Source organism: Streptomyces mutabilis (genome assembly GCF_046628145.1).
Lineage (GTDB): Bacteria > Actinomycetota > Actinomycetes > Streptomycetales > Streptomycetaceae > Streptomyces > Streptomyces mutabilis.
This window is the reverse complement of the sequence record NZ_CP176874.1, coordinates 4905130-4929290: the sequence shown is the minus strand read 5'-3', so window position 1 is coordinate 4929290 and position 24161 is coordinate 4905130. Positions and strand designations below refer to the sequence as shown.

The following is a 24161-nucleotide window of genomic DNA, read 5'->3' as shown; positions in this document are numbered from 1 at the left end:
GCCCGGCCGTCCGTCCTGTTCGAGCTGCATGAGCCCCGGCGTCCTGATGACGCCGGGGCTCCGTCATGCGGTGGCCGAGCGGTACTTGCGCACCGCCAGGGTGCGGAAGACCGCGATGATCAGCACGGACCAGATCAGCGAGGCCCAGACCGGGTGCTCCATCGGCCACGCGCCGGTGACCGTCTTCGGGACGCCCGGCATCGTGTTCCCGAAGAGTTCACGGGCGCCCGCCACCGTCGCGCTGAAGGGGTTCCACTCGGCGACGTGCTGGAGGAACGTCGGCATGCCGGTGACCGGCACGAAGGCGTTCGAGATGAACGTCAGCGGGAACAGCCAGATCAGTCCGCCCGAGGTGGCCGCCTCCGGAGTGCGGACGGAGAGGCCGATCAGGGCTCCGATCCAGGAGAACGCGTAACCGAGCAGGAGCAGGAGCAGGAAGCCGCAGAGCACCTTGCCGATGTTCTCGTGGGCGCGCCAGCCGACGATCAGGGCGACCCCCGCGAGCACGACGATCGTGATGGTGGTCTGCACGAGGTCGGCGATGGTACGTCCGGTGAGGACGGCCCCCCGTGCCATCGGCAGCGACCTGAAGCGGTCGATCAGCCCCTTGTGCATGTCGTCCGCGATGCCCGCGCCCGCACCGGCCGTGGCGAAGGTGACGGTCTGCGCGAAGATCCCGGCCATCAGGAACTCTTTGTACAGCTGCGGATCGGTGGAACCGCCGATGCTGATGGAGCCACCGAAGACGTACGTGAACAGCACGACGAACATGACCGGCTGGATGACCCCGAACAGCAACATCTCGGGGATCCTGCGCATGCGGATCAGGTTCCTGCGGGCGATGACCAGCGAGTCCCGCACGGACTGGCCGACGGAGGTCCCGGAACCGGCGGGTGCCGCGCTCTGCGCGGCGTCGGTGGCGGCGCTCACTTGGCGGCCTCCTTCTCGGACTGGTGACCGGTGTCCGCCTCGAGATCGTCCCCTTCGGCCTCGGTCTCGGCCGCGTGGCCGGTGAGGGAGAGGAAGACGTCGTCGAGGGTGGGGCGGCGCAGGCCGATGTCGTCGATCTCGATGCCGCGTATGTCGAGCTCGCGGATGACCTCGGCGAGCAGCTTGGCGCCGCCGGTGACGGGGACGGTGAGTTTGCGGGTGTGCTCCTCGAGGGTGGTGGAGCCCTTCCCGAAGCCCGCGAGGACTTCGGCGGCCGTCGCCATGTGCTCGCGCTCGTGGACGACGACCTCGACGCGCTCGCCGCCGGTGCGGGCCTTGAGCTGGTCGGAGGTGCCACGGGCGATGACGTGCCCGCGGTCGACGACCGCGATGTCGTGCGCGAGGTGGTCGGCCTCCTCCAGGTACTGCGTGGTCAGCAGCAGGGTCGTGCCGCCGGAGACCAGTTGCTTGATGACCTCCCAGAGCTGCTGGCGGTTGCGCGGGTCGAGACCGGTCGTCGGTTCGTCCATGAACATCACGGGTGGGGAGACGACCAGGGCGGCGGCCAGGTCGAGTCGTCGGCGCATGCCTCCCGAGTAGGTCTTCGCGGGACGGTCGGCGGCGTCCGAGAGGTGGAACTGTTCGAGCAGCTCGACGGCGCGGGCCTTCGCGGGCTTGGCCCGCATCTGGTAGAGCTGGCCGACCATCTGGAGATTCTCACGGCCGGTCAGGTACTCGTCGACCGCGGCGAACTGGCCGGAGAGGCCGATCGAGCGCCGGACCTCATTGGGGTGTCTGAGGACGTCGATGCCCGCGACGACCGCCTTGCCGCTGTCGGGGCGCAGCAGGGTCGTCAGGCAGCGGACGGCGGTGGTCTTGCCCGCGCCGTTCGGCCCGAGCAGGCCGAGAACGGTGCCCTCGGGAACGTCGAGGTCGACGCCGTCCAGAGCCTTTACGTCACCGAAGGTCTTCACCAGGCCTTCGGCATAGATGGCGCCTGGCATATGAGTCTCCACGTCGTCGGGGATTCTTCGGAAAGCCTAGGTTTGTACGTTTCGCTCTGCCCAGCGAACGATTTACGGCGAGCGATCCACGACACACCATAACGCGATGTATCGCGTCCCACAATGCGGTTGCCCGCACGTTTGCCCGAACGGGTGAGAACGAGTGACGACGGGTGACAAGGAGCCCTGAAGGGGCCGCCGGCTCAGCCGATGACGGGATACCCCGCCTCGTGCAGCGCCCGGCCGACCTCGGCACAGTGCTCCGGACCCTTCGTCTCAAGGTGCAGCTCGACCTCCGCCTCCGTGAGCCCGAGCCGTGGATCGGTCCGGACATGGCTCACGTCGAGGACGTTAGCGTCCACCACTGACAACACCCCGAGAAGTGTGGCGAGGGCGCCGGGCCGGTCCGTGAGCCGCAGCCGGACCGCCAGGTAGCGGCCCTGCGCGGCCATGCCGTGCCGCAGCACGCCCTGCATCAGCACCGGATCCACGTTGCCGCCGGACAGCACCGCCACCACCGGTCCCGCGAAGGCGCCGGGCTCGCTCAGCAGCGCCGCCACCGGGCTGGCACCGGCCGGCTCCACGACCAGCTTGGCCCGCTCCAGGCACAGCAGCAGGGCGGTGGACAGCTCGTCCTCGGACACCGTGCGCACCTCGTCCACCAGGTCGCCGACGATCCCGAACGGCACGTCACCGGGCCGCCCCACCTTGATGCCGTCGGCCATCGTCGACGGATTCTCCACGGCCACCGGGCGGCCGGCTGCCAGCGAGGGCGGGTACGCCGCGGCTCCCTCGGCCTGCACGCCCACGATGCGCACATCCGGCCGCAGCGCCTTCACCGCGACCGCGATCCCGGCCACCAGCCCTCCCCCGCCGATGCCCACCACGACGGTCCGCACCTCGGGGCACTGCTCCAGGATCTCCAGCCCGACCGTGCCCTGCCCCGCGATGATGTCGGGGTGGTCGAAGGGGTGGATGAACACCGCGCCCGTCCGCTCCGCGTACTCCTGCGCCGCGGCCAGCGTCTCGTCGACCACGTGGCCGTGCAGCCGCACCTCCGCGCCGTAGTCGCGGGTCGCGCTGATCTTGGGCAGCGGGGCGCCCTTCGGCATGAACACCGTCGAGTGCACCCCGAGCAGCGACGACGCCAGCGCCACGCCCTGCGCGTGGTTGCCCGCGCTCGCCGCGACCACACCGGCGGCCCGCTGCTCGGGCAGCAGCCCCGCGATACGGACGTAGGCACCGCGCAGCTTGAACGAACCGGTCCGCTGGAGGTTCTCGCACTTGAGGTGCACCGGCGCACCGACCAGATGGGAGAGGTGCCTGCTGCCTTCCATCGCGGTCACCCGCGCCACGCCCGAGAGCATCTTCTGCGCCCCGCGCACGTCGTCGAGGGTGACGGGGGCGACACGGGCGGCCGTGCTGTAGCTCATCTCTCCAGCATCGCAGTTCACAGGCGCCCGGGGCCGTTGTGACCAACCTCCGAGACCCGCTTTGCCGAGCGCAGGTACGGTCGGCCGCCCGGCCGCGTACCCTGTCCCCCAATTAGCAGCCCTCCACGAAGTGAGCCCCCGGCCATGCCCACAACACCTGAAATGTCGATGGACATGACGACCGCCGGTGACACCGGTCTTCTCGAGACGCTCCAGCACGAGGTGGCGCTCTTCGCCCGTCGTGCCGAACAGACCCGGCTCGGCGGCGTCGGGCAGGTGCGCAACACGATGGACCGCGCCGCCTACCTGCTCCTCAACCGCCTCGACAAAGAGGGCCCGATGGGCGTGAAGGCGCTCGCCGCGAGCATGGGGATCGACTCCTCCACGGTCACCCGGCAGGTGGCCCCGCTCGTCGACACCGGCCTCGTCAAGCGGACCTCGCACCCCGAGGACGGCCGCGCGGTGGTCCTCCAGCTGTCCCCGCGCGGTGTGTCGCGACTGGAGGAGGTCCGGTCCTCCCGGCGTCAGCTCATGGCCGAGCTGACACACGACTGGGCGCCGGAGGAGCGCGAGGCCTTCTGCGCGCTCCTCGCGCGCTTCAACGGCGCCCTGTCCGCCCGTATGGCCCCGTCGGGCGTGTCGGCGGGCCAGGAGTCGCCGACGTCTTCCTGACCCGGCGGTCAGGACTTCCGACACGGCCGTCGGGACTTTCGGATACGGCTGTCCGGGCTTTCCGCCACAGCCGTCAGGGCTTTCCGCCGCGGCCGTCAGCGGTTTCTGGCACAGCCGTCAGGGCTTTCCGCCACGGCCGTCAGCGGTTTCCGACACAGCCGTCAGGGCTTTCGCGAGCGGATCGCACCGGACTCTTGACCGGCGGGCCACCCCTGGCCTGATATGAGACCTCAGGGGTCGTCGTCGAGTCCCGGGGGCCGTCGCCCTCCGGGCGGGAGGCGCGGTGCGAGACAGGCAGGCGTCCCACAACGCCCGCCGGGCCCGGGAGTTCCAGGCGTTCGTCGCGGGCGCGGCAGGGCGACTGCTGCATGCCGCCACCCTGCTCACGGCCGAACCACCGGACGACAATCCGCGCGCCCGGCGCCTGCTCGCCCTGTCCCTCGCCCACACGTACGCGTACTGGGACCGGCTGCACGGCGAGGACCCGTACGACCGCGCCCGCCAGTACCTGGCCACCCGCTTCGCCCGCGGGGCCTGGCACCGGTACGGAGGTCCCGGCCGCACCCGCAGGCGCCCCGTCGGCCCGCTGAGCGGGCTCACCCCGCAGGAGCGCCTGATCTTGGTGCTCAGGCTCTACGAGGGCGTCGCGGAGGAACAGGCGGCGGCCCTGCTGGGCCTGCCCGTGGAACGCGTACGGACGATCTGCGAACGCGCGACGGCCACCCTGCTGCGCCCGCCCGCCGACCGGTCCCGCCCGGTGGCCGAACCGAAGGCGGCGACGCCGTGACGGGCACGCGCGCGTGGAGACCTGCGGTCACGCGCGCGGAGGCGGAGGCCGAGGACGTGGAGTACGCCGGGCACGCGCGCGCGGAGGACGCGGGACGTGCTCTCTCGGAAGGCGCGGGCGTGCTCGCCCGGAGTGCGGGGAGGCGCCGGTGAACCGGCTGCAACGTGAGGCGGCGGCCCGGCGGATCATGGAGCAGTCGCCGCCGCGGGTGCCGCCCGAGCTGTACGCGGACGTCTTGCGCCGCGGCGGCCGCATGCTGCGGCGCAGGACCGCCGTACGCCGCCTGATGTGGGTGCTGCTGGGCGCCGCGGCCGTGGCGTTCACGGTGTGGTCGCTGACCGTCCAGCCGTGGGTGGAGCCGCCGTCGGAGACGACCCCACCCGTGACGGGATGGGAGGGCTGGTGAGCCGTCCGGGCTAGCCCAGCGCCTGCTGGAGGTCGGCGAGCAGGTCGTCGACGTTCTCGATGCCGACCGACAGGCGCACCAGGTCGGCGGGCACCTCCAGGGCCGAGCCGGCCGCGGAGGCGTGCGTCATGCGGCCCGGGTGCTCGATCAGCGACTCGACGCCGCCCAGGGACTCGCCGAGCGTGAACACCTTCGCGCGGTTGCAGACCTCGACGGCCGCCTCCTCGCCGCCCTCGACGCGGAAGGACACCATGCCGCCGAACGCCTTCATCTGCTTGGCGGCCACCTCGTGCCCCGGGTGCTCCGGCAGCCCCGGGTACAGGACGCTGGTCACGCGCGCGTGCCGGGTGAGCATCTCGGCGACCCTGGTCGCGTTCTCGCTGTGCCGGTCCATGCGCACCGCGAGGGTCTTGGTGCCGCGCAGCACCAGCCAGGAGTCGAAGGGCCCGGCGACCGCGCCCATCGCGTTCTGGTGGAACGCCAGCTCCTCCCCCAGCTCCTGGTCGTTCACGATCAGCGCGCCGCCGACGACGTCCGAGTGACCGCCCATGTACTTGGTCAGGGAGTGCACGACGACGTCCGCGCCGAGCGCCAGCGGCTGCTGGAGGTACGGCGTGGCGAAGGTGTTGTCGACGACGAGCCGTGCCCCCGCGTCCCGGGCGACCTGGGCGACGGCGGCGATGTCGGTGATGCCGAGCAGCGGGTTGGACGGCGTCTCCACCCACACGGCCTTGGTCCTGGGCGTGATCGCCGCCCGGACGGCCGCGGGGTCGCTGGAGTCCGCCACCGACCACTCCACGCCCCACCGCGTGGCGACCTTGGCGAACAGCCGGAAGGTGCCGCCGTACGCGTCGTTGGGGATGACGACGTGGTCGCCGGGGCGCAGCAGCGCGCGCAACAGGCAGTCCTCGGCCGCCAGTCCGGACGCGAACGCGAGGCCGCGGCGGCCGCCCTCCAGGGCGGCGAGATTCTCCTCCAGGGCCGTGCGCGTCGGGTTCGCGCTGCGGCTGTACTCGTATCCGCCGCGCAGCCCGCCGACGCCGTCCTGCTTGTACGTCGACACCTGGTAGATCGGCGGGACGACCGCGCCGGTCTGCGGATCGGCGGTGTTGCCCGCGTGGATCGCGAGCGTCTCGAAGTGCTGACTGATGTGCCTGTCGCTCATGGGGCCCGAGCGTAGCGGCGCGGACGGCTCCGTGCGTTTTCCACAGGCCCGGGCACAGGTTGGCCAATTGTCGGCGCGGTCTGGTTCGCTTGAGACATGGAGATTCTCTGGGTCCTGATGGCACTGGCCATGCTGGCCGTGGTGCTGGTCCCCCTTCTGCGGCGCCGGCGGGGCGCGGTCGGCCTGGTCCCGCCCGGCCATCCCGACGCGGCGGATCCCGCGAACTACGGCTTCGCCCGCGAGGAGGAGCTCGACATCCGCATGCCCGGTCCCGACCACGACCTGCTGGAAGTCCTGGACCTGGTGCAGCGCACCCAGGACTACCGGGGAGCCCAGCAGCTCCTGGCCGGCACGGAGGCCGAGGGCGAGCGGCGCTGGCAGCGCGTGCAGGCCTTCGCGGGCGCGGCGTCGCTGGAGCTGGCGCAGCGGCCCGGCGGCGTCGGTGAGACGCCGGGCGGCCAGTGGCTGCGGGTGTGGCGGGCCGAGGCCCCCAAGGACGCGGGCGGCGCGGCCGTGCAGGCCGAGTTCCTGGTGCAGCAGGCGTGGCGGACGGCGACGCCGGGCACGGACGAGTTCCGGATCATCATGGAGGAGGCGAAGGAGGCCTGCTCACAGGCGGCACTGCTCGCCCCCGGCGACCCGATCCCCTACATCGTCGAGCTGTCGGTGGCCCGCGGCCTCGGCTACCCGCGCGAGGAGTTCGAACAGCTCTGGCTGAAGATCCTCGACCGCGCCCCGAACCACATGGGGGCGCACCTGGCCGCCCTGCACTACTGGTGCGAGAAGTGGCACGGCTCCCGCGACCTGGCGTACTCCTTCGCGGAGGCCGCGGCCGCTCGCGCACCGCGGGGTTCGCTCCTGGCGGCGATGCCCCTCTTCGCGGTCTTCGAGCACCTGCCCGAGGTCAACATGGTCAGGGGCTTCTACCAGAGCGAGGTCGTCACCAAGGCGGTCCACGGTGCCCTGCACGCGGTGCACTCGGCCCGCCCCGACGACCCGATGCAGGCGCACGTCCGCCATCTGCTGGTGTTCTTCCTGGTCCGCGGCGAGCGCTGGGCCGAGGCCATGAACCAGCTGATAGTCATCGACGGCCACGTGGGCGCGCTGCCCTGGACCCTGTCGCACGACCCCGCGGCAGAGTTCGCCGTCTACCGCGCGCTGGCGGTGGCGGGCTACGAGGCCAACGGCGGCAGTCCGGCGACGCTCCCCCACTGACATCCCGGCCCCTCGGGGCCCGACGACACAGGACGGCCCGGCGGGGGATTCCCACCGGGCCGTCTCGCGCGGTCGTACCGTCAGCCCTCGGAACGGGCCGGCAGCCGCCACCCCGGGCGCGGGAAGTGGCAGGTGTAGCCGTCCGGGTACCGCTGAAGGTAGTCCTGGTGCTCGGGCTCGGCCTCCCAGAAGGGTCCGACCGGCTCCACCTCGGTGACGACCTTGCCCGGCCACAGCCCGGAGGCGTCCACGTCCGCGATGGTGTCCTCGGCGATCCGCTTCTGCTCGTCGTCCACGTAGTAGATCGCCGAGCGGTAGCTCATGCCGATGTCGTTGCCCTGGCGGTTCTTGGTGCTCGGGTCGTGGATCTGGAAGAAGAACTCCAGGATCGTGCGGTAGTCGGTCTGCTCGGGGTCGAAGAGGATCTCGATGGCCTCCGCGTGCGTGCCGTGGTTGCGGTACGTCGCGTTCGGCACGTCGCCCCCGGTGTATCCGACCCGGGTCGCCGTCACGCCCGGGAGCCGCCGGATCAGCTCCTCCATCCCCCAGAAGCATCCGCCCGCAAGCACGGCCCTCTGCGTCTGCGCGGCCATCGCGGCCCTCCAATTCCATCGCTCTGATCACTCGGGCTACTCGGCTCGCACACCGACATCCCACGTCCACTCCCCTCAACACACGAGGGTTCCGCGCGATTCCGTGCCGTCCGGGGTCATGCGGCCGTCGGCGAGGCTCTCGCCCGGACGAGGCGCATACATCACCCGTACGGCGGCGCGGAGGGAGACGCCAGCAGGACGGACGCCGCGCTGCTGTCCGTGGTCCGGTGGCGGTGGTCTCCGGCGGGTCGTCCGCCTGCGGGGGGCGTCCGGCTCCCTTCCCTATGTGACTGCGCCGGACCCGCCGTCGGCCGGTGGGCTGACGGTCACCGCCAGCCACCGAAACTCTCCGCCGGGTCCGGCGTGCTTGGAGTACGGCTCCCAGGACAGGGAGTAGGCGCCGGTCAAAGTGCAGGTGTTCGGCTCGTACCTTCCCTCGGCCCAGAGCAGCGTCCCGGCAAGCTCACGTCCCTCGTGAATTCTGAAGTCGCGGTCGCGGGTGGGCGGGCGGCCGGGGTCCGGCGGAGCCCACAGGGACGGCTCGTTGGTCAGCATGAGGGCAAGGCCGTTCTGCGCGGTCCGGCCGCAGAACCGCTCCAGCCTGGCTATGTCGCGCACGAAGTGCAGGCGGGCGAGATCCGTGGCGCCATGTGCTTTCAACGCGTAGTCCTCGGCCGGAGTGCCGACCGTGCCGGTCCAGTTCCGGGTGAAGTATTTGAACTCGACGGCGGTCCGCGCGTCCGGCCCGATGCACAGCAGGTCCAGGTACTCGGTTCTCTTGGAGAGTCGCTGCGGGACCTCGAGCCGGGACTCGACCTCCGGAGCCGCCTCCCACAGCACCCGAGCGAAACTGTGCTGGAGATCGGCCTCTGAGTGGAAGACAGGCCTGTAGCGGCCCAACCGGGCCATGACCCCTCGCAGCGGGATCCGTCCGGCGATGCTTCCCGAACCGTGCACTGATGCTGTGGTCACAACAGCATCGAAGTGACCGTGGACCGAATATGCAAGACGCCGTACGTCGCGGGGAAGCTACTCCACTGCGATGCCGAAGTCCCGGACGAGTTCCTCCAGGCCGCCCGTGTAACCCTTGCCGCCCAGGACGAAGTCCCAGTCTCCGTTCGGCCTGCGGCGGAAGGAACCGAGGACCAGCGCAGTCTCGCGCGGACGGCCGTCCGAGACTTCGAGCTGTCCGAGCTCAGCCATCCCCGGGTCGAGCAGGCGGATGCGTGCGTTCGTGAAGCCGGAGAGGTCTGCGGTGGGATTGGCCTCCGGGTCGACGGCCGCAACGAGTACGAGGCGGTCGGCCTCAGCGGGCAGCCCGTCGAACGAGACACAGATCGCGGCCTTGTCCGGTGCCTCGGCAGGCAGCGTACGCACTGAGCCGTCCGGCAGCTGTGGGTTGTTGAAGAAGACGAAGTGATCGTCGCTGAGGACCCGGTTCCCCCGGCAGACGAGAGCGCACACGTCCAGGGCGACGCCTCCCGCCCACGTCATGCCCAGGACGTTGTAGTCGTCGGGCAGCGGAGCGTCCCGCGTCGCGGACGCCGACTGCGCCGTGGATCGGCGAGTGCCGTCGCCGAGCCGGCCCCGCAGTCCGTGGCGGTGCAGCAGGTCCACCAGTTCCCCGCCCGAGACGAGCTCCAGCGGCTTGCCGTTGGCAAACGTGTGCGAACCCGGACCGAAGCCCGACGTCGTCACGAGTACGCCCTTGTTGGCACCGGCGCCCTGCACGGTTCCGTACAGGTCGCGGACGGCGGTGGGCGGCACCGTGTTGCGGTAGCGCTTCACCTGGACGACGATCTTGCCGCCTCGGATCGGGGTCGGATCCAGTGCGTCGACGTCCACGCCGCCGTCGTTGGAACGCTGGGTGGTCACCGCCTGCATCCCCATCGCCCGGAAGAGGTCAGCGACGAGCCCCTCGAAAGTGATCGGGTCCATGGCGAGCAGATCCGGTTCCTCGCCGTCGCCATGGGAGACGACGCTGTCGGCGACGTCCAGGGGCCGCCTGCCCGGTCGTACCGGGGCGAGCTGGTCCGGGCGGGCCGAGAGCTGTCCGCGAAGTGCGTCGGCCAGGCAACTCACGGCCTCCACCTGCGCCAGGTGCAAGTCGCGGAACGAGGAACGCGAGGCCATCACGGTCGCGAGGAAGATGTGGCCCGGCCGGCCCGTCGTAGGGTCGTGCCCGTCGACGAACCCGTTCAGAGCCACTGACTCAAGAGCCTCCGCCTCATCCGCGGCGAACAAGTCGTGCAGGACCAGAAGCATGCATTGGGCCAGGATTTCCCTGTACAGCGCACGGCGCTGGCTCACGGGACGCGGGGTCTCCTTGTCCTGGTCCACGCTGGGCATGTATCGGACCGACTTCACATCCGGTACGACGTCGTAAGCGGGCAGCTCCCAGTCGAGTACCAGTTGCCGGGCCGCGGAGTCGTAAGCAGCCGCCACCTGGCGCGGGAACCCCTCCGGCCATGCCGTCGAGGCGTAGAGAGCCGCGGAGAAGTACTCGATCACGGAATCGGGATCCTGACGCCTGACGCCCTCGGCAACCGCCGACACACCGGCGTTGTGCCGCCGTACGTCTGCCAGTTGGGCATCGGCCCACTGCTGGTACTGACGTCGGTACGCCGCCAGCTCCCGCTGTCGGTGGGCCTCCGCTGCCTGAGCCGCCTGCCAGTCCCTCTCGAAGCGCGCTCGCGCTTCCGCCTGGGCCTGTGCCCGGCGGTTCGCCGTCCAGCCGGTCTGCGTCTGGTAGCGGCTGAAGTCCGGCATGGGCACTGGCTGCGCCAACGGGCCCGGCGCGAAGGGCTGGACTTCCTCGGACCGCATGAGCGAGGCCGCTCGGAACGCCGGAGCCTGGCAGCCCGAGGCCAGAAGACCCTGCAGCGAGGTGACCCGGGCGTCCAATTCTTCGGTACGCCGCAGAGCCTCTGCTTGCCTGTACTCGCGGTGACTCCGGTCAGCTCGGCGTCGATAGGCCCGCGCCTGCTGTTCCTGCTGCCTCCGCCGTCTGGCTTCGGCTTCCATCTGCCGCTGCTGCTGCCGCTGCACTTCGGCCCAGACGCCGACAAAACCAGTAGACCGACGACTCATGCGCTGCATGCCCTCCCCAAGGCACTGGCTGTCCCCACAACCAGTCGTAACCAGACGACTCTAGCCAGCAATCACTGTCTCGCCCATCCAGTCGTTGAAGAAAGCACGATCGGTCCGCCCCCGCAGGTGGAGATCCAGGGCGCGGGTCCGCTCACCCAGGCGTGGATCATGGACCCATGACGAAGGGGACGAAGAACGTGGCGCCGGTCGAGCAGCCGGTGCGGGAGCCGGAACTCACCGCCCACCAGCGGTCGCTGCGGGACCAGCTTCTCGCGGCGCCGATGGTGGCCGCGCCCAGGCCCTGGCGACCCGTCTTCGAGTACCGGTACGGCGTTCCCGTGGGCGGCTTGCTCGGGATCGGGTTCGCGACGCATCCCGGCACCGGCCGTGATCTGGTCATGGTCGTCTCGCAGGACGGGCACGGTCTCTTCGACGCCGTCACCGGCGAGAAGATCGCCAGAGACCGCGACCCCGATCCCGATCCCGAGCACAGCACGCCCGGCGGCGTCGCCGACCTGTCGTGCCCCGGGCTGGGGCCGGTCGCCGGGAGCCGCGTGCGCATCACGGGGCTCTACGGCGGCGGGCTGCACGCCACCACCGAGGACGGCTGGTCCCTGGACGTGGTCGCCCCTGCCTGGCCGAACGAGCGCGTCCTGCTGTCCCGTGGCGGCGGCTTCCACACCGGCCCGCACGGAGAGCGGTGGTGGCACATCTTCCACTCGCGCCACTCCACATTCCGCGCCGCCGGCTTCTCCCCCTCCGGCCGTACGATCGCCGTGGCCACGAGCAGCGACCTCTCGCTGTGGACGCGGGAGACGGACACCGGCCGACGTGACGGTGCCGGGTCCTGACGCTCGGCGCCCGGGTCACTCCGTTCGCCGCACCCCCGTGACGAGCACACCCACCAGCCGCCGGGCGTCGTAGCGCGGGTCGTTCTCCGCGCCGATGCAGAGGTTGCCGACGCCGCGCATGAGTTCGTAGGCGGACAGGTCGGAGCGGATCTCGCCGGCGGTGGCCGCGGCGTCGAGGAGGTCGGTGCACACCGGCACGAGGCGGTCGAGGAAGTAGGCGTGCAGCGTCTCGAAGCCGGCGTTGTCGGACTGGAGTACGCCGGCGAGGCCGTGCTTGGTGACCAGGAAGTCGACGAAGAGGTCGATCCACCGCGCGAGGGCGGTGTAGGGGGTCGGGCTGCTCGCCAGCAGTTCGGGGCCGGCCGCGGCGCAGGCCTCCACCTGGTGCCGGTAGACGCCGATGATGAGGTCGGCCCGCGTCGGGAAGTGCCGGTAGATCGTGGCCGTACCGACGCCCGCCTCGGCCGCGATGTCGCGGACCGGCGCCTCCACGCCGGACCTCACGAAGACCGCGGCGGCCGCGTCCAGGAGGGTCTTCTGGTTGCGCCGGGCGTCCGCGCGTCTGGGACGGTCCGTACGCCCCTCGGTCTCGTCGCCGTCCACCATCGCGTCGTTCCCTCCACAGACCGGCATTGCTAAACGGGACACCGTTCCGTATCGTCAAACGGGACGGCGTTCCGGTTGCCCATGATGCCAGAGCCCGGGGCCGTCGTGCCACGCCGTGCGCCCGTGCGCACCGCTCCCTTCCCTCGACGGAGGAACACGATCATGCAGTACCGCACCTTGGGCCGCACCGGTGTCCAGGTCAGCTCCCTCGCGCTCGGTGCCATGAACTTCGGCGCCATCGGACGCACCACCCAGGACGAGGCCACCGCCATCGTCGACGCCGCCCTGGAGGCCGGGGTCAACGTCATCGACACCGCCGACATGTACGGCCGGGGCGAGTCGGAGGAGATGGTCGGCAAGGCCGTCGCCGGTCGCCGGGACGACATCGTGCTGGCGACCAAGGCGGTCATGCCCATGAGCGAGGACCGCAACCACCGGGGCGCCTCGCGCCGCTGGCTGGTCACCGCGCTGGACAACAGCCTGCGCCGCCTCGGCGTCGATCACGTCGACCTCTACCAGATCCACCGGTGGGACCCGGAGACCGGCGACGAGGAGACCCTGTCGGCACTGACCGATCTTCAGCGCGCGGGGAAGATCCGCTACTTCGGCTCCTCGACCTTCCCCGCGTACCGCATCGTGCAGGCGCAGTGGGCCGCCCGCGAGCACCGCCTGAGCCGCTACGTCACCGAGCAGCCCAGCTACTCCGTCCTCCAGCGCGGTATCGAGGGCGACGTGCTGCCCGTGAGCGAGCAGTACGGGCTCGGGGTGCTGGTGTGGAGCCCGCTGGCGTCGGGCTGGCTGTCGGGCGCGGTGCGGGCGGGCAGGGAGATCACCACCCATCGGTCGGCGGTCATGCCGGAGCGTTTCGACCCCTCGCTGCCCGCCAACCGGGCCCGGCTCGACGCCGTCGAGCGGCTGGCCCGGGTCGCCGACGAGGCCGGCCTGACCCTGATCCAGCTGGCCCTCGGCTTCGTGACCGCCCACCCCGCCGTGACCGCCGCCCTCATCGGCCCCCGCACCCTGGACCACCTGCACGCGCAGCTCGCCGCCGCCGACACCGTCCTCCCCGACGACGTGCTGGACGCGATCGACGAGATCGTCGCGCCCGGCACCGACCTGGCGGCGCACGAGAAGTTCGACACCCCGCCCGCGCTGCTCGACCCGGCGTTGCGGCGCCGTCGGGCCCCGGTCCCGGCCGGGCTCACGGGCGGGCGGTAGCCGCCGCCTCCGTCGCCTGTCCGGCCCGCTCGGCCAGGAACTGCTCCCACGTCCGCCGGCCCACCTGCGCGCCGTCCAGCGTGAGGTTGGCGCCCGCGCGGTAGGCGCGGCCCGCCTTGCCGGGGATGCGGACCGGCAGGTGGGGGCGCCGGCGCCTGCCGTGCAGGGTCAGGTAGGGGCGGACCAGGGCGGCCAGGTCGTGGACCTCGGGGCCGGTCAGGTCGGGGACCCGGCCGGACGGGGCCGCGAGGGCCAGTTCGGCCAGGCGGGCGGCGACCTCGCGGGAGTCGACGGGCTGGAGGCGCAGGCCGCCGGGGACGGGGAGGAACGGCAGCTTGGTCATCTTCTCGATCATGGTCAGCGTCAGCTCGTGGAACTGGGCCGCCCTCAGCACCGTCCAGCCGATGCCCGAGCCGGCGATGGCCCGCTCCGACTCCAGCTTGGTGCGCAGCCAGGCCAGCGGGACGCCGTCCGCGCCGACGACCGAGATGTACACGATGTGCCGTACTCCCGCGCCGACGGCGGCGCTCACCAGGGCGCGGGTCGCCTTGTCGTCGCCCTTGGGGCCGCCCGCCAGGTGCAGGACGGTGTGCACGCCGGCGACGGCGGCCTCGACGCCCTCACCGGTGAGGAGGTCGCCGGTGACGTAGGTGATGCCGTCCGCGTCGGGGCGGGGGCGGCGGGTGAGGATCCGCACCTCGTGGCCGGCCGCCCTCAGCAGCGGGACGACGTGGCTGCCGAGGGTGCCCGTGCCGCCGGTGACCAGGAGGGGGGTGGTGGGGGTCGAGGGGTGCGTCATGACTACTGCTCCCGGGGTCATGGCGCCCGGGGGAGCGGGTACTGATCCGCCCCGCCCGGACGTCCGCCGTGTGTGTCCGTGGCGGTATGACCCGGGGCGGGGCGGGAGTGTGACAGGGAGGGAGGGAAATTCTTCCCGGTCGGGTCAGATCGTCGCGGTGTCGATCACGAAGCGGTACCGCACGTCGCTCGCCAGGACCCGCTCGTACGCCTCGTTGATCTCCGACGCGGCGATCAGCTCGATCTCGGCGCCGATGCCGTGCTCGGCGCAGAAGTCCAGCATCTCCTGGGTCTCGGCGATGCCGCCGATCATGGAGCCGGCGAGGGTCTTGTTGCCGCCGATGAGCGAGAACAGGTTCAGGGCGACCGGCTCCTCGGGGGCGCCGACGTTCACCAGGGCGCCGCCGGTCTTGAGCAGGCCGAGGTAGGAGCCGAAGTCCAGCGGCGCGGAGACCGTGGAGAGGATCACGTCGAAGGTGCCCGCGAGCTCCTGGAAGGTCTGCTCGTCGCTGGTCGCGTAGTAGTGGTCGGCGCCCATCTTCAGGCCGTCGTCCTTCTTGCGCAGCGACTGCGACAGCACGGTGACCTCGGCGCCCATCGCGTGGGCGATCTTGACGCCCATGTGGCCGAGGCCGCCCAGGCCGATCACGGCGACCTTCTTGCCCGGGCCGGCGCCCCAGTGCTTGAGCGGGGAGTACGTGGTGATGCCCGCGCACAGCAGCGGCGCGGCCACGTCGAGCGACAGCCCGTCGGGGATGCGGACGGTGAAGGCCTCGGCGACGACGACCTTCTGCGAGTAGCCGCCGTAGGTGGGCTCACCGTCGTAGCCGACGGCGTTGTACGTGCCGACGCTGCCCTTGAGGCAGTGCTGCTCCATGCCGGCCTTGCAGTTCTCGCACTCGCGGCAGGAGTCGACGAGGCAGCCGACGCCGACCCGGTCGCCGACCTTGAACTTGGTGACGCCGGGGCCGACGGCCTCGACGACACCGGCGATCTCGTGCCCGGGGACCATCGGGAAGATGGCCTCGCCCCAGCCCTCGCGGGCCTGGTGGATGTCGGAGTGGCAGATGCCGGCGAACTTGATGTCGATCAGGACGTCGTGCTCGCCCACCTCGCGCCGCTCGATGGTGGTGCGCTCCAGCGGAGCCTTGGCGGCGGGTGCTGCGTACGCGGCGACAGTGGTCATGCCGGGTTCTCCGGAATTCTCTTGGCATTGACTGGGTGATGCCTCCACCCTGCCTGCGGCCTGCGGTTTCACCCAGACCACGCCTTTGCGTACGACCGGCGTGCGTACCACTGGCGGGGACAGGCTCGTGTGCGTACGACCGGGAATACGTCCGGCGATACTGGGACACATGGATGGACAGCTGGACCGGCGTGCCGAACTGAGCGAGTTCCTGCGCACCCGCAGGGCCCGCCTGAAGCCGGAGGACGTGGGGCTGCCGTCCTTCGGGCGGCACCGCCGGGTGCCGGGGCTGCGGCGGGAGGAGCTGGCGCAGCTGGCCGGGGTGTCGGTGGCGTACTACACGCGCCTGGAGCAGGGCAACGGGCGGAACGTGTCGGCGGAGGTCCTGGACGCGATCGCCCGCGCGCTCAGACTGTCCGACGCCGAGCAGGCCCACCTGACGCACCTGGCGAGGCCGAAGCAGCAGCGCAGGCGCGCCACGGGGTCGCGGGCACAGCAGCCGGTGCGGGTGGCGCTGCACCAGTTGCTGGAGTCGATCGACACGGTCCCGGCGTACGTCTCGGGCCGGCGCTCGGAGATCCTCGCCTGGAACCGGATGGCGGCGGCCCTCTTCGGCGACTGGGGCAGGCTGCCCGCCGAGGAGCGGAACTGGGCGCGGCTGGTGTTCCTGAATCCGGACTACCGCGAGCTGTTCGTGGACTGGGACCAGAAGGCGTACGACATGGTCAGCTTCCTGCGGATGGACGCGGGCCGGCACCCGGACGATCCGCGGCTGTCCGCGCTGGTGGGCGAGCTGTCCGTGAAGAGCGAGGAGTTCCGGCGGCTGTGGGCCACGCACGACGTCAAGGAGAAGAGCCACGGCGTCAAGCGGATGCGGCACCCGCTGGTCGGTGAACTGACCCTGTCCTTCGAGACGTTCCGCCTGGTCGACGACGACGAGCAGGCGTTCGTGACGTACCACGCCGAGCCGGGCTCGCCGTCGGCGGAGGCGCTGCGGCTGCTGGCGAGCTGGGGGACGGACGCGGCGGCCGCGCGGCCCGCGGCGGCCCCGCCGCAGCCCTGAGGCGACGGCCGGCACCGGTCGGGCGTGCGGCCGGGGAGCCGGGCGAACGGCGGGCGCCCGCCGCCCCGTTGCGCGGGGTGGCGGGCGCCTGTGCGAAGCCCTGACCGAACCGGGCGGAAGTCCTCCCGGGAAGCCGGAAGTACTCCCGTACCGCCGGGAGTTCGGCGTCAGACCGCCGAACCCGCCTTCCACTGGGCCCAGTCCATGTTCCAGCCGTTGAGGCCGTTGTCCGGGGCGATGGTCTTGTCGCCGGTGTTCTGGACGACGACCACGTCGCCGATCATGGAGTTGTCGTAGAACCAGGCGCCCGGCGTGTTCGGGTCGTCGGCGCCCTGGGCGTCGGCCAGGCCGACGCAGCCGTGGCTGGTGTTGGCCTTGCCGAAGATGCCCTTGCCCCAGTAGTTGCCGTGGATGAAGGTGCCGGAGGTGCTCAGGCGCATGGCGTGGGGCACGTCCTTGATGTCGTACTCACCCTTGCCGTCGTCGTCGGTGAAGCCCACCGTCGAGCCGTCCATCCGGGTCTCCTTGTACTTCTCGGAGATCACCATCTGGCCTTCGTAGGTCTTGTTCTCGGGGGAGCCGGCGGAGATCGGGATGGTCTTGACGGTCTTGCCGTCCTGCGTGACCTTCATCTGCTTGGTCTTCGCGTCGACGTAGGAGACCTGGTTGCGGCCGATCTTGAAGGTGACCGTCTTCTGCTGGACGCCGTAGACGCCCTCGGCGCCCTCGACCCCGTCGAGCGCCAGCTTGAGGGTGACGGTCGAGCCCTCCTGCCAGTAGTCCTGGGGGCGGCAGTCCATGCGCTGGGTGCTGAACCAGTGGCAGGCGACCTCCTGGCCGCTGCTGGTGTTGACCGTGATGCCCTTCTGGACGGCGGCCTTGTCGGTGATCTGCTTGTCGAAGTTGATCGACACGGGCATGCCCACGCCGACGGTGGTGCCGTCGTCCGGGGTGAAGGTGCCGATGAAGCTGTTCTTCGGGGAGACCGTGGTGAACGACGCGTTCTCGTGCGCGGCGCGGCCGTCGGAGTCCTGCGCGGTCGCCGTGATCTGGTACTTGGTGGCCCGCTCCAGCTGACCGGCGGGCTTCCAGCTGGTCTTGTCGGCGGATATCTGGCCCTCGACCACGGTGCCGTCGGTGGCGGTCATCTTGACCTCGGTGAGCGTGCCCTTGCTCACGGTGACGGCGGCGGAGTTGTTGATGGAGGCGTTGTCGGAGCCGTCCCCGGGCGTGATCTTGATCTGGGCCTCGGACGACTTCTTCGCCGCGGCCTCGTCGGCCTCGGCCTGCGAGGTCCTGCCGTCCCCGCCGGAGGTGCCGGCGTCGCTACTGGAACATGCCGAGAGCACCAGCACACCGCCGAGCAGTGCGGACGCGGCCACCATGCCCTTGCGCCGCTTACCGTCCGTCATCACACGCTTCTCCATCGTCGCCGATTCCCGTAACCCCGAGATTCCCCGTCAAGAACTTTCAACGCTACGACCGGTTCGTCCCGTTCCACATCGCTCTCCGGTGTGGGGCATACCACGTTTCCGCTCAGGCGGGGCGGCCTGCCGCGGTACGGGGGCGGTCCGTGCGCACCGTGAGACGACGAAACCCCGGACGGCGGTTGCCGCCCGGGGTCGGGAATTTCCCCACGCGGCGTCAGCCGACCTTCATTTCATCGTCTTCCGGGTCGTTCTCGTCGCCATCATCCTCGTCGAGGTCCCATTCGGGCGAGTCGGGGTCGTAGTCGATCTGCTCACTGCTCCAGGACGCCTGCTGGAGTTCCACTCCGGGCACCTCGCCCACCAGGTCGAACGGGTCGACGAGGTAGGCCAGGGCCTCCGCGGTGTCGTCCGTCACAGCCTGCTCGGCGTGGGCCCGTTCGGCGTCGGAGAGGTCGGCGTCGCCGGCGAGTGCCTGGAGCGCGGCCCCGGTGACGGCCTGCTCGTCGTCGACCTCGAGGACGAGGTCGACGCGAACCCGTACAAAACGAGATGTCTCTGGAGTGCTCATGCCCGGAGCGTAAGGCCGACCGCGCCCGTGACTTTCCTGTGACCCGCGACTTTCACTAACATCTGCCCACACGGCCAATTCGCCAGCGCCACAAGGGGATCGATATTCCGTGTCATCCGCTCGCCGTCCGTTGCTGACCGCCGCCGCCGCGGGTGGTCTGCTGTGCGCCCTGTGGTTCGTCCCGTCCGCGAACGCGACCCCGGACACACCGGTGCTCGCGTCCGCCGCCGCGAGCCCGTCCCCGCAGGTCACCGCACAGGCCAGAGCCGCGTCCACGGGCACGGCGACCACCGGAGAGGACACCGCCCGCCTGGCCGACACCGGAAGCTTCGACAGCACGCCGTACGTCGTCGGCGGCGCCCTCTGCCTCGGGCTCGGCGTCGGCTTCGTCGGGTACTCGGTGCGCCGGGAGCGCCTTGATTTTTAGACACTTGACGTTGTTTCCGCATTCTTGAACCAGTGAGGCGCGGAGGGCCCCGTCGTCCCGACAGGGTCCCTCCGCGCCTCGCGGGTCGGGTCAGCGCAGCGGCCCGGTGACCGTCTCCGCCGCCGCGACCAGGCGCCCGTCGCGCACGAACGCGTCGGCCGCGGCGAGGTCGGGTGCCAGGAAGCGGTCCGGGCCGGGACCCTCCACGCCCGCCGCCCGTGCGGCGTCGATGACGGCTCGGGAGGCCGGGGCCGGGGTCAGGCCCTCGCGGAGCTGGATGGCGCGCGTGGCGGCGTACAGCTCGACGGCGATCACGCGGGTGAGGTTGTCGACCGCGGTGCGCAGCTTCCGCGCCGCCGACCAGCCCATGGACACGTGGTCCTCCTGCATCGCGGAGGACGGGATGGAGTCCGCCGAGGCCGGTACGGCCAGCCGCTTCAACTCGCTGACCAGGGCGGCCTGCGTGTACTGGGCGATCATCAGTCCGGAGTCGACGCCGGCGTCGTCCGCGAGGAACGGCGGCAGACCGTGGCTGCGGTTCTTGTCCAGCAGCCGGTCGGTGCGCCGCTCGGCGATGGAGCCGAGGTCGGCGGCGGCGACGGCGAGGAAGTCCAGGACGTAGGCGACCGGGGCGCCGTGGAAGTTGCCGTTGGACTCCACGCGTCCGTCGGGGAGGACGACCGGGTTGTCCACGGCCGCCGCCAGCTCCCGCTCGGCGACCAGGCCGGCGTGGGCCATGGTGTCGCGTCCGGCGCCGGCGACCTGCGGGGCGCAGCGCACGGAGTACGCGTCCTGGACGCGGGGGGCGTCGTCCTGGTGGTGGCCGGTGAGGCCCGAGCCCTTGAGCACGGCGGCCATGTTGGCGGCGCTGGCGGCCTGCCCGGGGTGCGGGCGGATGGCGTGCAGCTCGGGGGCGAGCACCTTGTCGGTGCCGAGCAGGGCCTCCATGGTCAGCGCGGCGGTGATGTCGGCGCTCTTGTAGAGGGTGTCGAGGTCGGCGAGGGCCATGACCAGCATGCCGAGCATGCCGTCGGTGCCGTTGAGGAGGGCGAGGCCCTCCTTCTCGCGCAGCTCGACCGGGGCGATCCCGTGCTCGGCGAGCAGTTCACCGGCGGGCCGCACGATGCCGTCGGGGCCCTCGGCGTCCCCCTCGCCCATGAGGGTGAGGGCGCAGTGCGAGAGCGGGGCGAGGTCGCCGGAGCAGCCGAGGGAGCCGTACTCGTGCACGACCGGGGTGATCCCGGCGTTGAGCACGTCGGCCATGGTCTGCGCGACCTCGGGTCGGACGCCGGTGTGCCCGGAGCAGACGGTCTTCAGCCGCAGGAACATCAGCGCGCGGACCACCTCCCGCTCGACGCGCGGGCCCATCCCGGCGGCGTGCGAGCGGACGATGTTGCGCTGGAGCTGCGCCCGCAGGTCGGGGCTGATGTGCCGGGTCGCCAGGGCGCCGAAGCCGGTGCTGACGCCGTACACGGGGTCCGGCTTGGCGGCCAGCGCGTCCACGATCTCGCGGGCCGCGGCGAGGGCCGCCACCGCCTCCTCGGAAAGCTCGATCCGGGCGCCGGCGCGCGCCACGGCGAGGACGTCGGACGCGGTGACCCCGGACGTCCCCACCACCACAGTGTGCATATCCATATTCAGGAGCGTACGCAGTGAATTCGATGATGTCACGAGGGGGTACGTCACGGATGCGTGCGGCTTGCGCCCCTTACCGGCGCCAGGTCACGGCGAGTGCCGGCCGCGGAACCGCCTGCGCTCCCCGTCCTCCTCCCGGGACGGCTCGTCCGCCAGCCGCACCACGGGGTCGTCGGGCCCCTCGCGCCCCGCGACGACCGGCCCGGCCGCCCGTTCCGCCTTGGCACGGTACTGGGCGGCGTCCGCGAGCCGGAACAGCCGGCGGGCGGAGCGCACCGGACCCACGGGGTCCTCCGTGGACGCGACCCCGCAGGCCACACCGTCGCCGAGCTCCAGCTCGGCCGCCCGCCGGCACAGCTCCTCGGCGGCCTTGGCCACCGCGTCGGCCGGCGGCCCCACCGCGAGCAGGCAGAACTCGTCCCCGCCGAGCCGTGCCGCGAGCGCCCCCGGCAGCATCGCCCCGCACAGGGACAGCACCGAACCGAAACGTTCCAGCAGCCGGTCGCCGACGGCATGCCCGTGTGTGTCGTTGACCCGTTTCAGGCCGTTCAGATCGCAGACGACGAGACTGACGACGACGTGTTCCGCGCGGTGCCGCTCGACGGCCTCGTCCAGCGCGGCGTCGACGGCGCGGCGGTTGGCCAGTCCGGTGAGCGCGTCCGTGTAGGCGAGGCGCCGGACCTCCTCCAGCCGCTCGGTCTGCGCGATCCCGGCGGCCACCACCGAGGCCAGCACGGTGGCGAAGTCGGCGTCCGCCCGCTCGAAGACCCGCTCCCCCACCGGCCGGGCCACGTACAGCTCCCCCCAGGCGCGGCCGTGCAGCACGATCGGCGCGACCACGCAGCAGCCGCGCCCCCGGCGGCGCAGGGCGGCGACCCGCTGGTGGACGTACCCGGGGCGTCCGGCGGCAGGACCCTCGGCCGTCTCCACCCAGGCGTCGGGCTCACCGCCGCCGGCCCAGCGCTCGTGCAGGAACTCGGTGATCTCCGCGAACTGGTGCACCGGGTAGGACTCGTCCTCGGGGAACTCCTCCTCGCCCTCGGCCAGCTCGCCCACGTTCACCAGGACCCGGAGCCGGCCCAGTTCGCGCTCCCACACCGACAGCGCCGCGAAGCTGCCGCCCAGCGCCAGGCACCCGCCGAGGGCCGCCGCCCGCCACGCCTCCTGCGTGCTCTGCGCGGCGGCCATGCCCTGCGCCAGCGCCACCACGGCCGTGAGCCGCCTGTCCTCACCCATCACTCCAGGCTAGGGAGATTCAGGGAGAAACGGGATTCAAACAGGGCGAACGGGGGCGCCCATCACGCGGCGGCCTCACTCCCCCGGCCAGCGCGGCGCCCGCTTCTCGTTGAACGCCGCGACACCCTCCGCCCGGTCACCGGAGAAGGCCACCGACCGCCACGCCGCGTCCTCGACCTCGAGGCCGGCCCGCAGGTCCAGCCCGTGTCCGAGCCGCAGCGCCCGCTTGGCCGCCCGCAGCCCCACGGGCGAGTTCGCCGCCATCCGGGAGGCCAGTTCCAGCGCCTCCTCCCGGTCCCGGCCCTCGTCCACGAGCTGGTCCACGAGCCCCAGCTCCCGTGCCTCGGCGGCCTCCACCCGCCGCGCCGTGAACACCAGCTCGGCGGCGCGCGCCGCCCCCACCCGGCGCGGCAGCAGCTGCGTGCCGCCACCGCCGGGGATCACGCCGACGGACACCTCGGGCAGCCCGACCACCGCCGTGGGGTCGGCCACGATCACGTCGCAGGACAGCGCCAGCTCGAAGCCCCCGCCCAGCGCGAACCCGTGCACGGCCGCCACCGTCGGCACCGGCAGCTCCAGCACCGCGGTGTACGCGCCGCGCGTCACCGGGCGCTGCCGCAGCAGGTCGGCGTCGGAGAAGGAGTTGCGCTCCTTGAGGTCGGCGCCGACGCAGAACGCCCGCTCGTGGGTGGAGGTCAGCACCACGACCCGTACACTCGGGTCGCCGCCCAGGGCCGCGCAGGCCGCGCCGATGGACCGGGCCATGGCGGTCGACACGGCGTTCATGGCCTTCGGCCGGTCGAGCGCGAGCTCCGCGACATGCCCGTCCCCGTGCCGCCGCACCAGGACGAACTCTCCGAACCGCTCCTCGCTCATGACACCCTCCGGTTAACGCGGGTTAACAACTCGACGGCCCGATCATCGCAGGCGGACCCGCTCCGGGAAAGGCCGGGCACGCCCGCTCGCCCGCATCGCCCCCGGCACCGCCCCGCCCACCCGTTCGAGTGACATCGGGCCGACCGCCGTATCCCGGCCGCCGCCGGCGCGTAGCGTCGCTCCGCCACGGCGCAGGGGGGCGCGTGCGCGCATCGGGGAGGGCCCATGACGACGACCGGTACGACCGGTACCACCACGTCCGGTACGGCGACGAGGCCGCGGCACTCGTGGGACCACCGGGGGCGGCACCGCCGCCCCCGCCCCCGCCCCCGCACGGCGCTGCTGACCACCGGCGGCCTCGCCCTGGCGGCCGGCGCCCTGAGCCTCGTACGCCTGCTGCCCGACACCGGCGGCACGGACGCGGAGGGGTTCCGCGCGGACGCCGGGCCGCGCGTCGAGACGGGCGCGGGGCGGGACACCGCCACGGACCGGGCCCCGGCGCCTGCCGCCACGCGCACCGCCGGTTCACCGGAGGCGAGCCCGTCGGCGACCTCGGCCCTGGGCGGTCTGGGCGGATCTCCGGAGCCGGGCCTGCCACCGGGCCCGTCCGCCGAGGGCCCCTCGGACGCGCTCCGGCCCTCCTCGACAGCCGTCCCGGAGACCCCGGACCGGCACGGCCCGGATCCGGACGCCGCGCGGCCGGACGCCCGGACTCCGGCCACGCGCGCTCCGCGGTCACCGCGGCCACCGGAGCCGCCTCCGGGCGCCAGCACTCCCCCGGGCGCCGGTGCTCCCGCACCACCCCCGAGCCGCGGTACGCCACCGCCGTCCCCCGCACCGGCCCCGGAACCCGATGACCCGGGCCTGTGCGTGCCGATCATCGGCCTCTGCGTGGGCCTGCTCGGCGACGACGGCTGAGGCGGTCCGTGCCGCCCCTGGGCAGGGCGGCACCGCACGGGACGGCTCGGCACA

The 24161-nt window shown here is 71.9% G+C and carries 24 protein-coding genes; 9 read left to right on the top strand and 15 right to left on the bottom strand.

Translation table 11 applies throughout. The features are described from left to right. Positions 1-63: 63 nt before the first annotated feature. The 3 genes from ACLIN4_RS22360 to ilvA form a co-directional block, all read right to left on the bottom strand. Positions 64-930, bottom strand: a complete 867-nt coding sequence (locus ACLIN4_RS22360) for an ABC transporter permease (RefSeq protein WP_289904391.1) — start codon at positions 928-930, stop codon at positions 64-66. Next, entirely contained in the window at positions 927-1934 is a 1008-nt protein-coding gene (locus ACLIN4_RS22355) for an ATP-binding cassette domain-containing protein (RefSeq protein ID WP_107476182.1), read from the bottom strand. The genes ACLIN4_RS22360 and ACLIN4_RS22355 overlap by 4 nt, the downstream gene beginning before the upstream one ends. Before the next feature lie 203 nt (positions 1935-2137). Continuing rightward, the gene (gene ilvA / locus ACLIN4_RS22350) at positions 2138-3367 is read right to left on the bottom strand and encodes a threonine ammonia-lyase (protein ID WP_100045976.1); all 1230 of its coding nucleotides are present in this window, start codon (positions 3365-3367) and stop codon (positions 2138-2140) included. Between the two features lie 162 nt (positions 3368-3529). On the opposite strand from ilvA, the gene ACLIN4_RS22345 reads away from it, so the two are divergent. The 3 genes from ACLIN4_RS22345 to ACLIN4_RS22335 all read left to right on the top strand — a co-directional run bounded on the left by ACLIN4_RS22345 (position 3530) and on the right by ACLIN4_RS22335 (position 5232). Next, positions 3530-4039, top strand: a complete 510-nt coding sequence (locus ACLIN4_RS22345) for a MarR family winged helix-turn-helix transcriptional regulator (RefSeq protein WP_179342243.1) — start codon at positions 3530-3532, stop codon at positions 4037-4039. 283 nt (positions 4040-4322) lie between these two features. After that, positions 4323-4826 carry a sigma factor-like helix-turn-helix DNA-binding protein gene (locus tag ACLIN4_RS22340; protein WP_100045977.1) on the top strand — a complete coding sequence of 168 codons (504 nt, stop codon included), beginning with the start codon at positions 4323-4325 and terminating at the stop codon, positions 4824-4826. 148 nt (positions 4827-4974) lie between these two features. Next, positions 4975-5232 carry a hypothetical protein gene (locus ACLIN4_RS22335; protein ID WP_289904395.1) on the top strand — a complete coding sequence of 86 codons (258 nt, stop codon included), beginning with the start codon at positions 4975-4977 and terminating at the stop codon, positions 5230-5232. A gap of 10 nt (positions 5233-5242) precedes the next feature. Here ACLIN4_RS22335 and ACLIN4_RS22330 read toward each other — a convergent pair whose 3' ends face one another. Further along, complete coding sequence (locus ACLIN4_RS22330) at positions 5243-6397, bottom strand: cystathionine gamma-synthase (RefSeq protein ID WP_269956363.1); 1155 nt, start codon at positions 6395-6397, stop codon at positions 5243-5245. A gap of 96 nt (positions 6398-6493) precedes the next feature. Between ACLIN4_RS22330 and ACLIN4_RS22325 the strand changes: the two genes are divergently transcribed. Further along, complete coding sequence (locus tag ACLIN4_RS22325; RefSeq protein WP_107479862.1) at positions 6494-7612, top strand: hypothetical protein; 1119 nt, start codon at positions 6494-6496, stop codon at positions 7610-7612. 80 nt (positions 7613-7692) lie between these two features. On the opposite strand, the gene msrA is transcribed toward ACLIN4_RS22325, so the two are convergent. The 3 genes from msrA to ACLIN4_RS22310 form a co-directional block, all read right to left on the bottom strand. Next, positions 7693-8205 (bottom strand): peptide-methionine (S)-S-oxide reductase MsrA, encoded by a 513-nt coding sequence (msrA, locus tag ACLIN4_RS22320; protein WP_100045980.1) that lies wholly within the window; start codon positions 8203-8205, stop codon positions 7693-7695. Positions 8206-8487: 282 nt separating this feature from the next. After that, entirely contained in the window at positions 8488-9177 is a 690-nt protein-coding gene (locus ACLIN4_RS22315) for a hypothetical protein (protein ID WP_307652196.1), read from the bottom strand. A gap of 57 nt (positions 9178-9234) precedes the next feature. Continuing rightward, on the bottom strand, positions 9235-11295 hold the full coding sequence (locus ACLIN4_RS22310) for a restriction endonuclease (RefSeq protein ID WP_411576774.1): 2061 nt from the start codon (positions 11293-11295) through the stop codon (positions 9235-9237). A gap of 176 nt (positions 11296-11471) precedes the next feature. Between ACLIN4_RS22310 and ACLIN4_RS22305 the strand changes: the two genes are divergently transcribed. After that, a complete protein-coding gene (locus ACLIN4_RS22305; protein ID WP_107479865.1) occupies positions 11472-12146 on the top strand; it encodes a hypothetical protein in 675 nt (224 codons plus the stop codon). A gap of 15 nt (positions 12147-12161) precedes the next feature. Here ACLIN4_RS22305 and ACLIN4_RS22300 read toward each other — a convergent pair whose 3' ends face one another. After that, positions 12162-12752, bottom strand: coding sequence for a TetR/AcrR family transcriptional regulator (locus ACLIN4_RS22300; RefSeq protein ID WP_107479866.1), 591 nt, complete (start codon positions 12750-12752; stop codon positions 12162-12164). A gap of 162 nt (positions 12753-12914) precedes the next feature. Here ACLIN4_RS22300 and ACLIN4_RS22295 point away from each other — a divergent pair, with 162 nt between their 5' ends. Next, the gene (locus tag ACLIN4_RS22295; RefSeq protein ID WP_289904404.1) at positions 12915-13970 is read left to right on the top strand and encodes an aldo/keto reductase; all 1056 of its coding nucleotides are present in this window, start codon (positions 12915-12917) and stop codon (positions 13968-13970) included. Here the strand turns inward: ACLIN4_RS22295 and ACLIN4_RS22290 are convergent. Both ACLIN4_RS22290 and ACLIN4_RS22285 read right to left on the bottom strand, forming a co-directional pair. Continuing rightward, positions 13954-14769, bottom strand: coding sequence for an SDR family oxidoreductase (locus ACLIN4_RS22290; RefSeq protein ID WP_100045987.1), 816 nt, complete (start codon positions 14767-14769; stop codon positions 13954-13956). The genes ACLIN4_RS22295 and ACLIN4_RS22290 overlap by 17 nt on opposite strands. Before the next feature lie 144 nt (positions 14770-14913). Continuing rightward, complete coding sequence (locus ACLIN4_RS22285; protein WP_107479867.1) at positions 14914-15954, bottom strand: NAD(P)-dependent alcohol dehydrogenase; 1041 nt, start codon at positions 15952-15954, stop codon at positions 14914-14916. Positions 15955-16123: 169 nt separating this feature from the next. Here ACLIN4_RS22285 and ACLIN4_RS22280 point away from each other — a divergent pair, with 169 nt between their 5' ends. Further along, on the top strand, positions 16124-17017 hold the full coding sequence (locus ACLIN4_RS22280) for a helix-turn-helix domain-containing protein (RefSeq protein WP_289904407.1): 894 nt from the start codon (positions 16124-16126) through the stop codon (positions 17015-17017). A 167-nt stretch (positions 17018-17184) separates the two neighbouring features. On the opposite strand, the gene ACLIN4_RS22275 is transcribed toward ACLIN4_RS22280, so the two are convergent. Then, positions 17185-18429 (bottom strand): L,D-transpeptidase, encoded by a 1245-nt coding sequence (locus ACLIN4_RS22275; RefSeq protein WP_100046007.1) that lies wholly within the window; start codon positions 18427-18429, stop codon positions 17185-17187. A gap of 232 nt (positions 18430-18661) precedes the next feature. Next, positions 18662-19015 carry a hypothetical protein gene (locus tag ACLIN4_RS22270; RefSeq protein WP_107479154.1) on the bottom strand — a complete coding sequence of 118 codons (354 nt, stop codon included), beginning with the start codon at positions 19013-19015 and terminating at the stop codon, positions 18662-18664. 109 nt (positions 19016-19124) lie between these two features. Here ACLIN4_RS22270 and ACLIN4_RS22265 point away from each other — a divergent pair, with 109 nt between their 5' ends. Then, the gene (locus ACLIN4_RS22265) at positions 19125-19442 is read left to right on the top strand and encodes a hypothetical protein (RefSeq protein ID WP_107479155.1); all 318 of its coding nucleotides are present in this window, start codon (positions 19125-19127) and stop codon (positions 19440-19442) included. Positions 19443-19532: 90 nt separating this feature from the next. On the opposite strand, the gene hutH is transcribed toward ACLIN4_RS22265, so the two are convergent. The 3 genes from hutH to ACLIN4_RS22250 form a co-directional block, all read right to left on the bottom strand. After that, positions 19533-21071: a histidine ammonia-lyase gene (hutH, locus tag ACLIN4_RS22260; RefSeq protein ID WP_411576773.1), complete on the bottom strand. Its 1539-nt coding sequence runs from the start codon at positions 21069-21071 to the stop codon at positions 19533-19535. 93 nt (positions 21072-21164) lie between these two features. Continuing rightward, complete coding sequence (locus ACLIN4_RS22255; RefSeq protein WP_269955348.1) at positions 21165-22313, bottom strand: diguanylate cyclase domain-containing protein; 1149 nt, start codon at positions 22311-22313, stop codon at positions 21165-21167. Positions 22314-22388: 75 nt separating this feature from the next. Then, positions 22389-23189 (bottom strand): enoyl-CoA hydratase/isomerase family protein, encoded by an 801-nt coding sequence (locus ACLIN4_RS22250; RefSeq protein ID WP_100045992.1) that lies wholly within the window; start codon positions 23187-23189, stop codon positions 22389-22391. A 225-nt stretch (positions 23190-23414) separates the two neighbouring features. Between ACLIN4_RS22250 and ACLIN4_RS22245 the strand changes: the two genes are divergently transcribed. Next, positions 23415-24107 carry a hypothetical protein gene (locus ACLIN4_RS22245; RefSeq protein ID WP_411576145.1) on the top strand — a complete coding sequence of 231 codons (693 nt, stop codon included), beginning with the start codon at positions 23415-23417 and terminating at the stop codon, positions 24105-24107. The last annotated feature ends 54 nt before the right edge of the window (positions 24108-24161 follow it).

Coding starts and splice junctions, on each gene's coding strand:
- ACLIN4_RS22355 (WP_107476182.1), bottom strand. CDS start 1,934: ATGCCAGGCGCCATCTATGCCGAAGGCCTGGTGAAGACCTTCGGTGAC.
- ilvA (WP_100045976.1), bottom strand. CDS start 3,367: ATGAGCTACAGCACGGCCGCCCGTGTCGCCCCCGTCACCCTCGACGAC.
- ACLIN4_RS22345 (WP_179342243.1), top strand. CDS start 3,530: ATGTCGATGGACATGACGACCGCCGGTGACACCGGTCTTCTCGAGACG.
- ACLIN4_RS22330 (WP_269956363.1), bottom strand. CDS start 6,397: ATGAGCGACAGGCACATCAGTCAGCACTTCGAGACGCTCGCGATCCAC.
- ACLIN4_RS22325 (WP_107479862.1), top strand. CDS start 6,494: ATGGAGATTCTCTGGGTCCTGATGGCACTGGCCATGCTGGCCGTGGTG.
- msrA (WP_100045980.1), bottom strand. CDS start 8,205: ATGGCCGCGCAGACGCAGAGGGCCGTGCTTGCGGGCGGATGCTTCTGG.
- ACLIN4_RS22310 (WP_411576774.1), bottom strand. CDS start 11,295: ATGAGTCGTCGGTCTACTGGTTTTGTCGGCGTCTGGGCCGAAGTGCAG.
- ACLIN4_RS22305 (WP_107479865.1), top strand. CDS start 11,472: ATGACGAAGGGGACGAAGAACGTGGCGCCGGTCGAGCAGCCGGTGCGG.
- ACLIN4_RS22300 (WP_107479866.1), bottom strand. CDS start 12,752: ATGGTGGACGGCGACGAGACCGAGGGGCGTACGGACCGTCCCAGACGC.
- ACLIN4_RS22295 (WP_289904404.1), top strand. CDS start 12,915: ATGCAGTACCGCACCTTGGGCCGCACCGGTGTCCAGGTCAGCTCCCTC.
- ACLIN4_RS22290 (WP_100045987.1), bottom strand. CDS start 14,769: ATGACGCACCCCTCGACCCCCACCACCCCCCTCCTGGTCACCGGCGGC.
- ACLIN4_RS22285 (WP_107479867.1), bottom strand. CDS start 15,954: ATGACCACTGTCGCCGCGTACGCAGCACCCGCCGCCAAGGCTCCGCTG.
- ACLIN4_RS22280 (WP_289904407.1), top strand. CDS start 16,124: ATGGATGGACAGCTGGACCGGCGTGCCGAACTGAGCGAGTTCCTGCGC.
- ACLIN4_RS22275 (WP_100046007.1), bottom strand. CDS start 18,429: ATGACGGACGGTAAGCGGCGCAAGGGCATGGTGGCCGCGTCCGCACTG.
- ACLIN4_RS22270 (WP_107479154.1), bottom strand. CDS start 19,015: ATGAGCACTCCAGAGACATCTCGTTTTGTACGGGTTCGCGTCGACCTC.
- hutH (WP_411576773.1), bottom strand. CDS start 21,071: ATGCACACTGTGGTGGTGGGGACGTCCGGGGTCACCGCGTCCGACGTC.
- ACLIN4_RS22255 (WP_269955348.1), bottom strand. CDS start 22,313: ATGGGTGAGGACAGGCGGCTCACGGCCGTGGTGGCGCTGGCGCAGGGC.
- ACLIN4_RS22250 (WP_100045992.1), bottom strand. CDS start 23,189: ATGAGCGAGGAGCGGTTCGGAGAGTTCGTCCTGGTGCGGCGGCACGGG.
- ACLIN4_RS22245 (WP_411576145.1), top strand. CDS start 23,415: ATGACGACGACCGGTACGACCGGTACCACCACGTCCGGTACGGCGACG.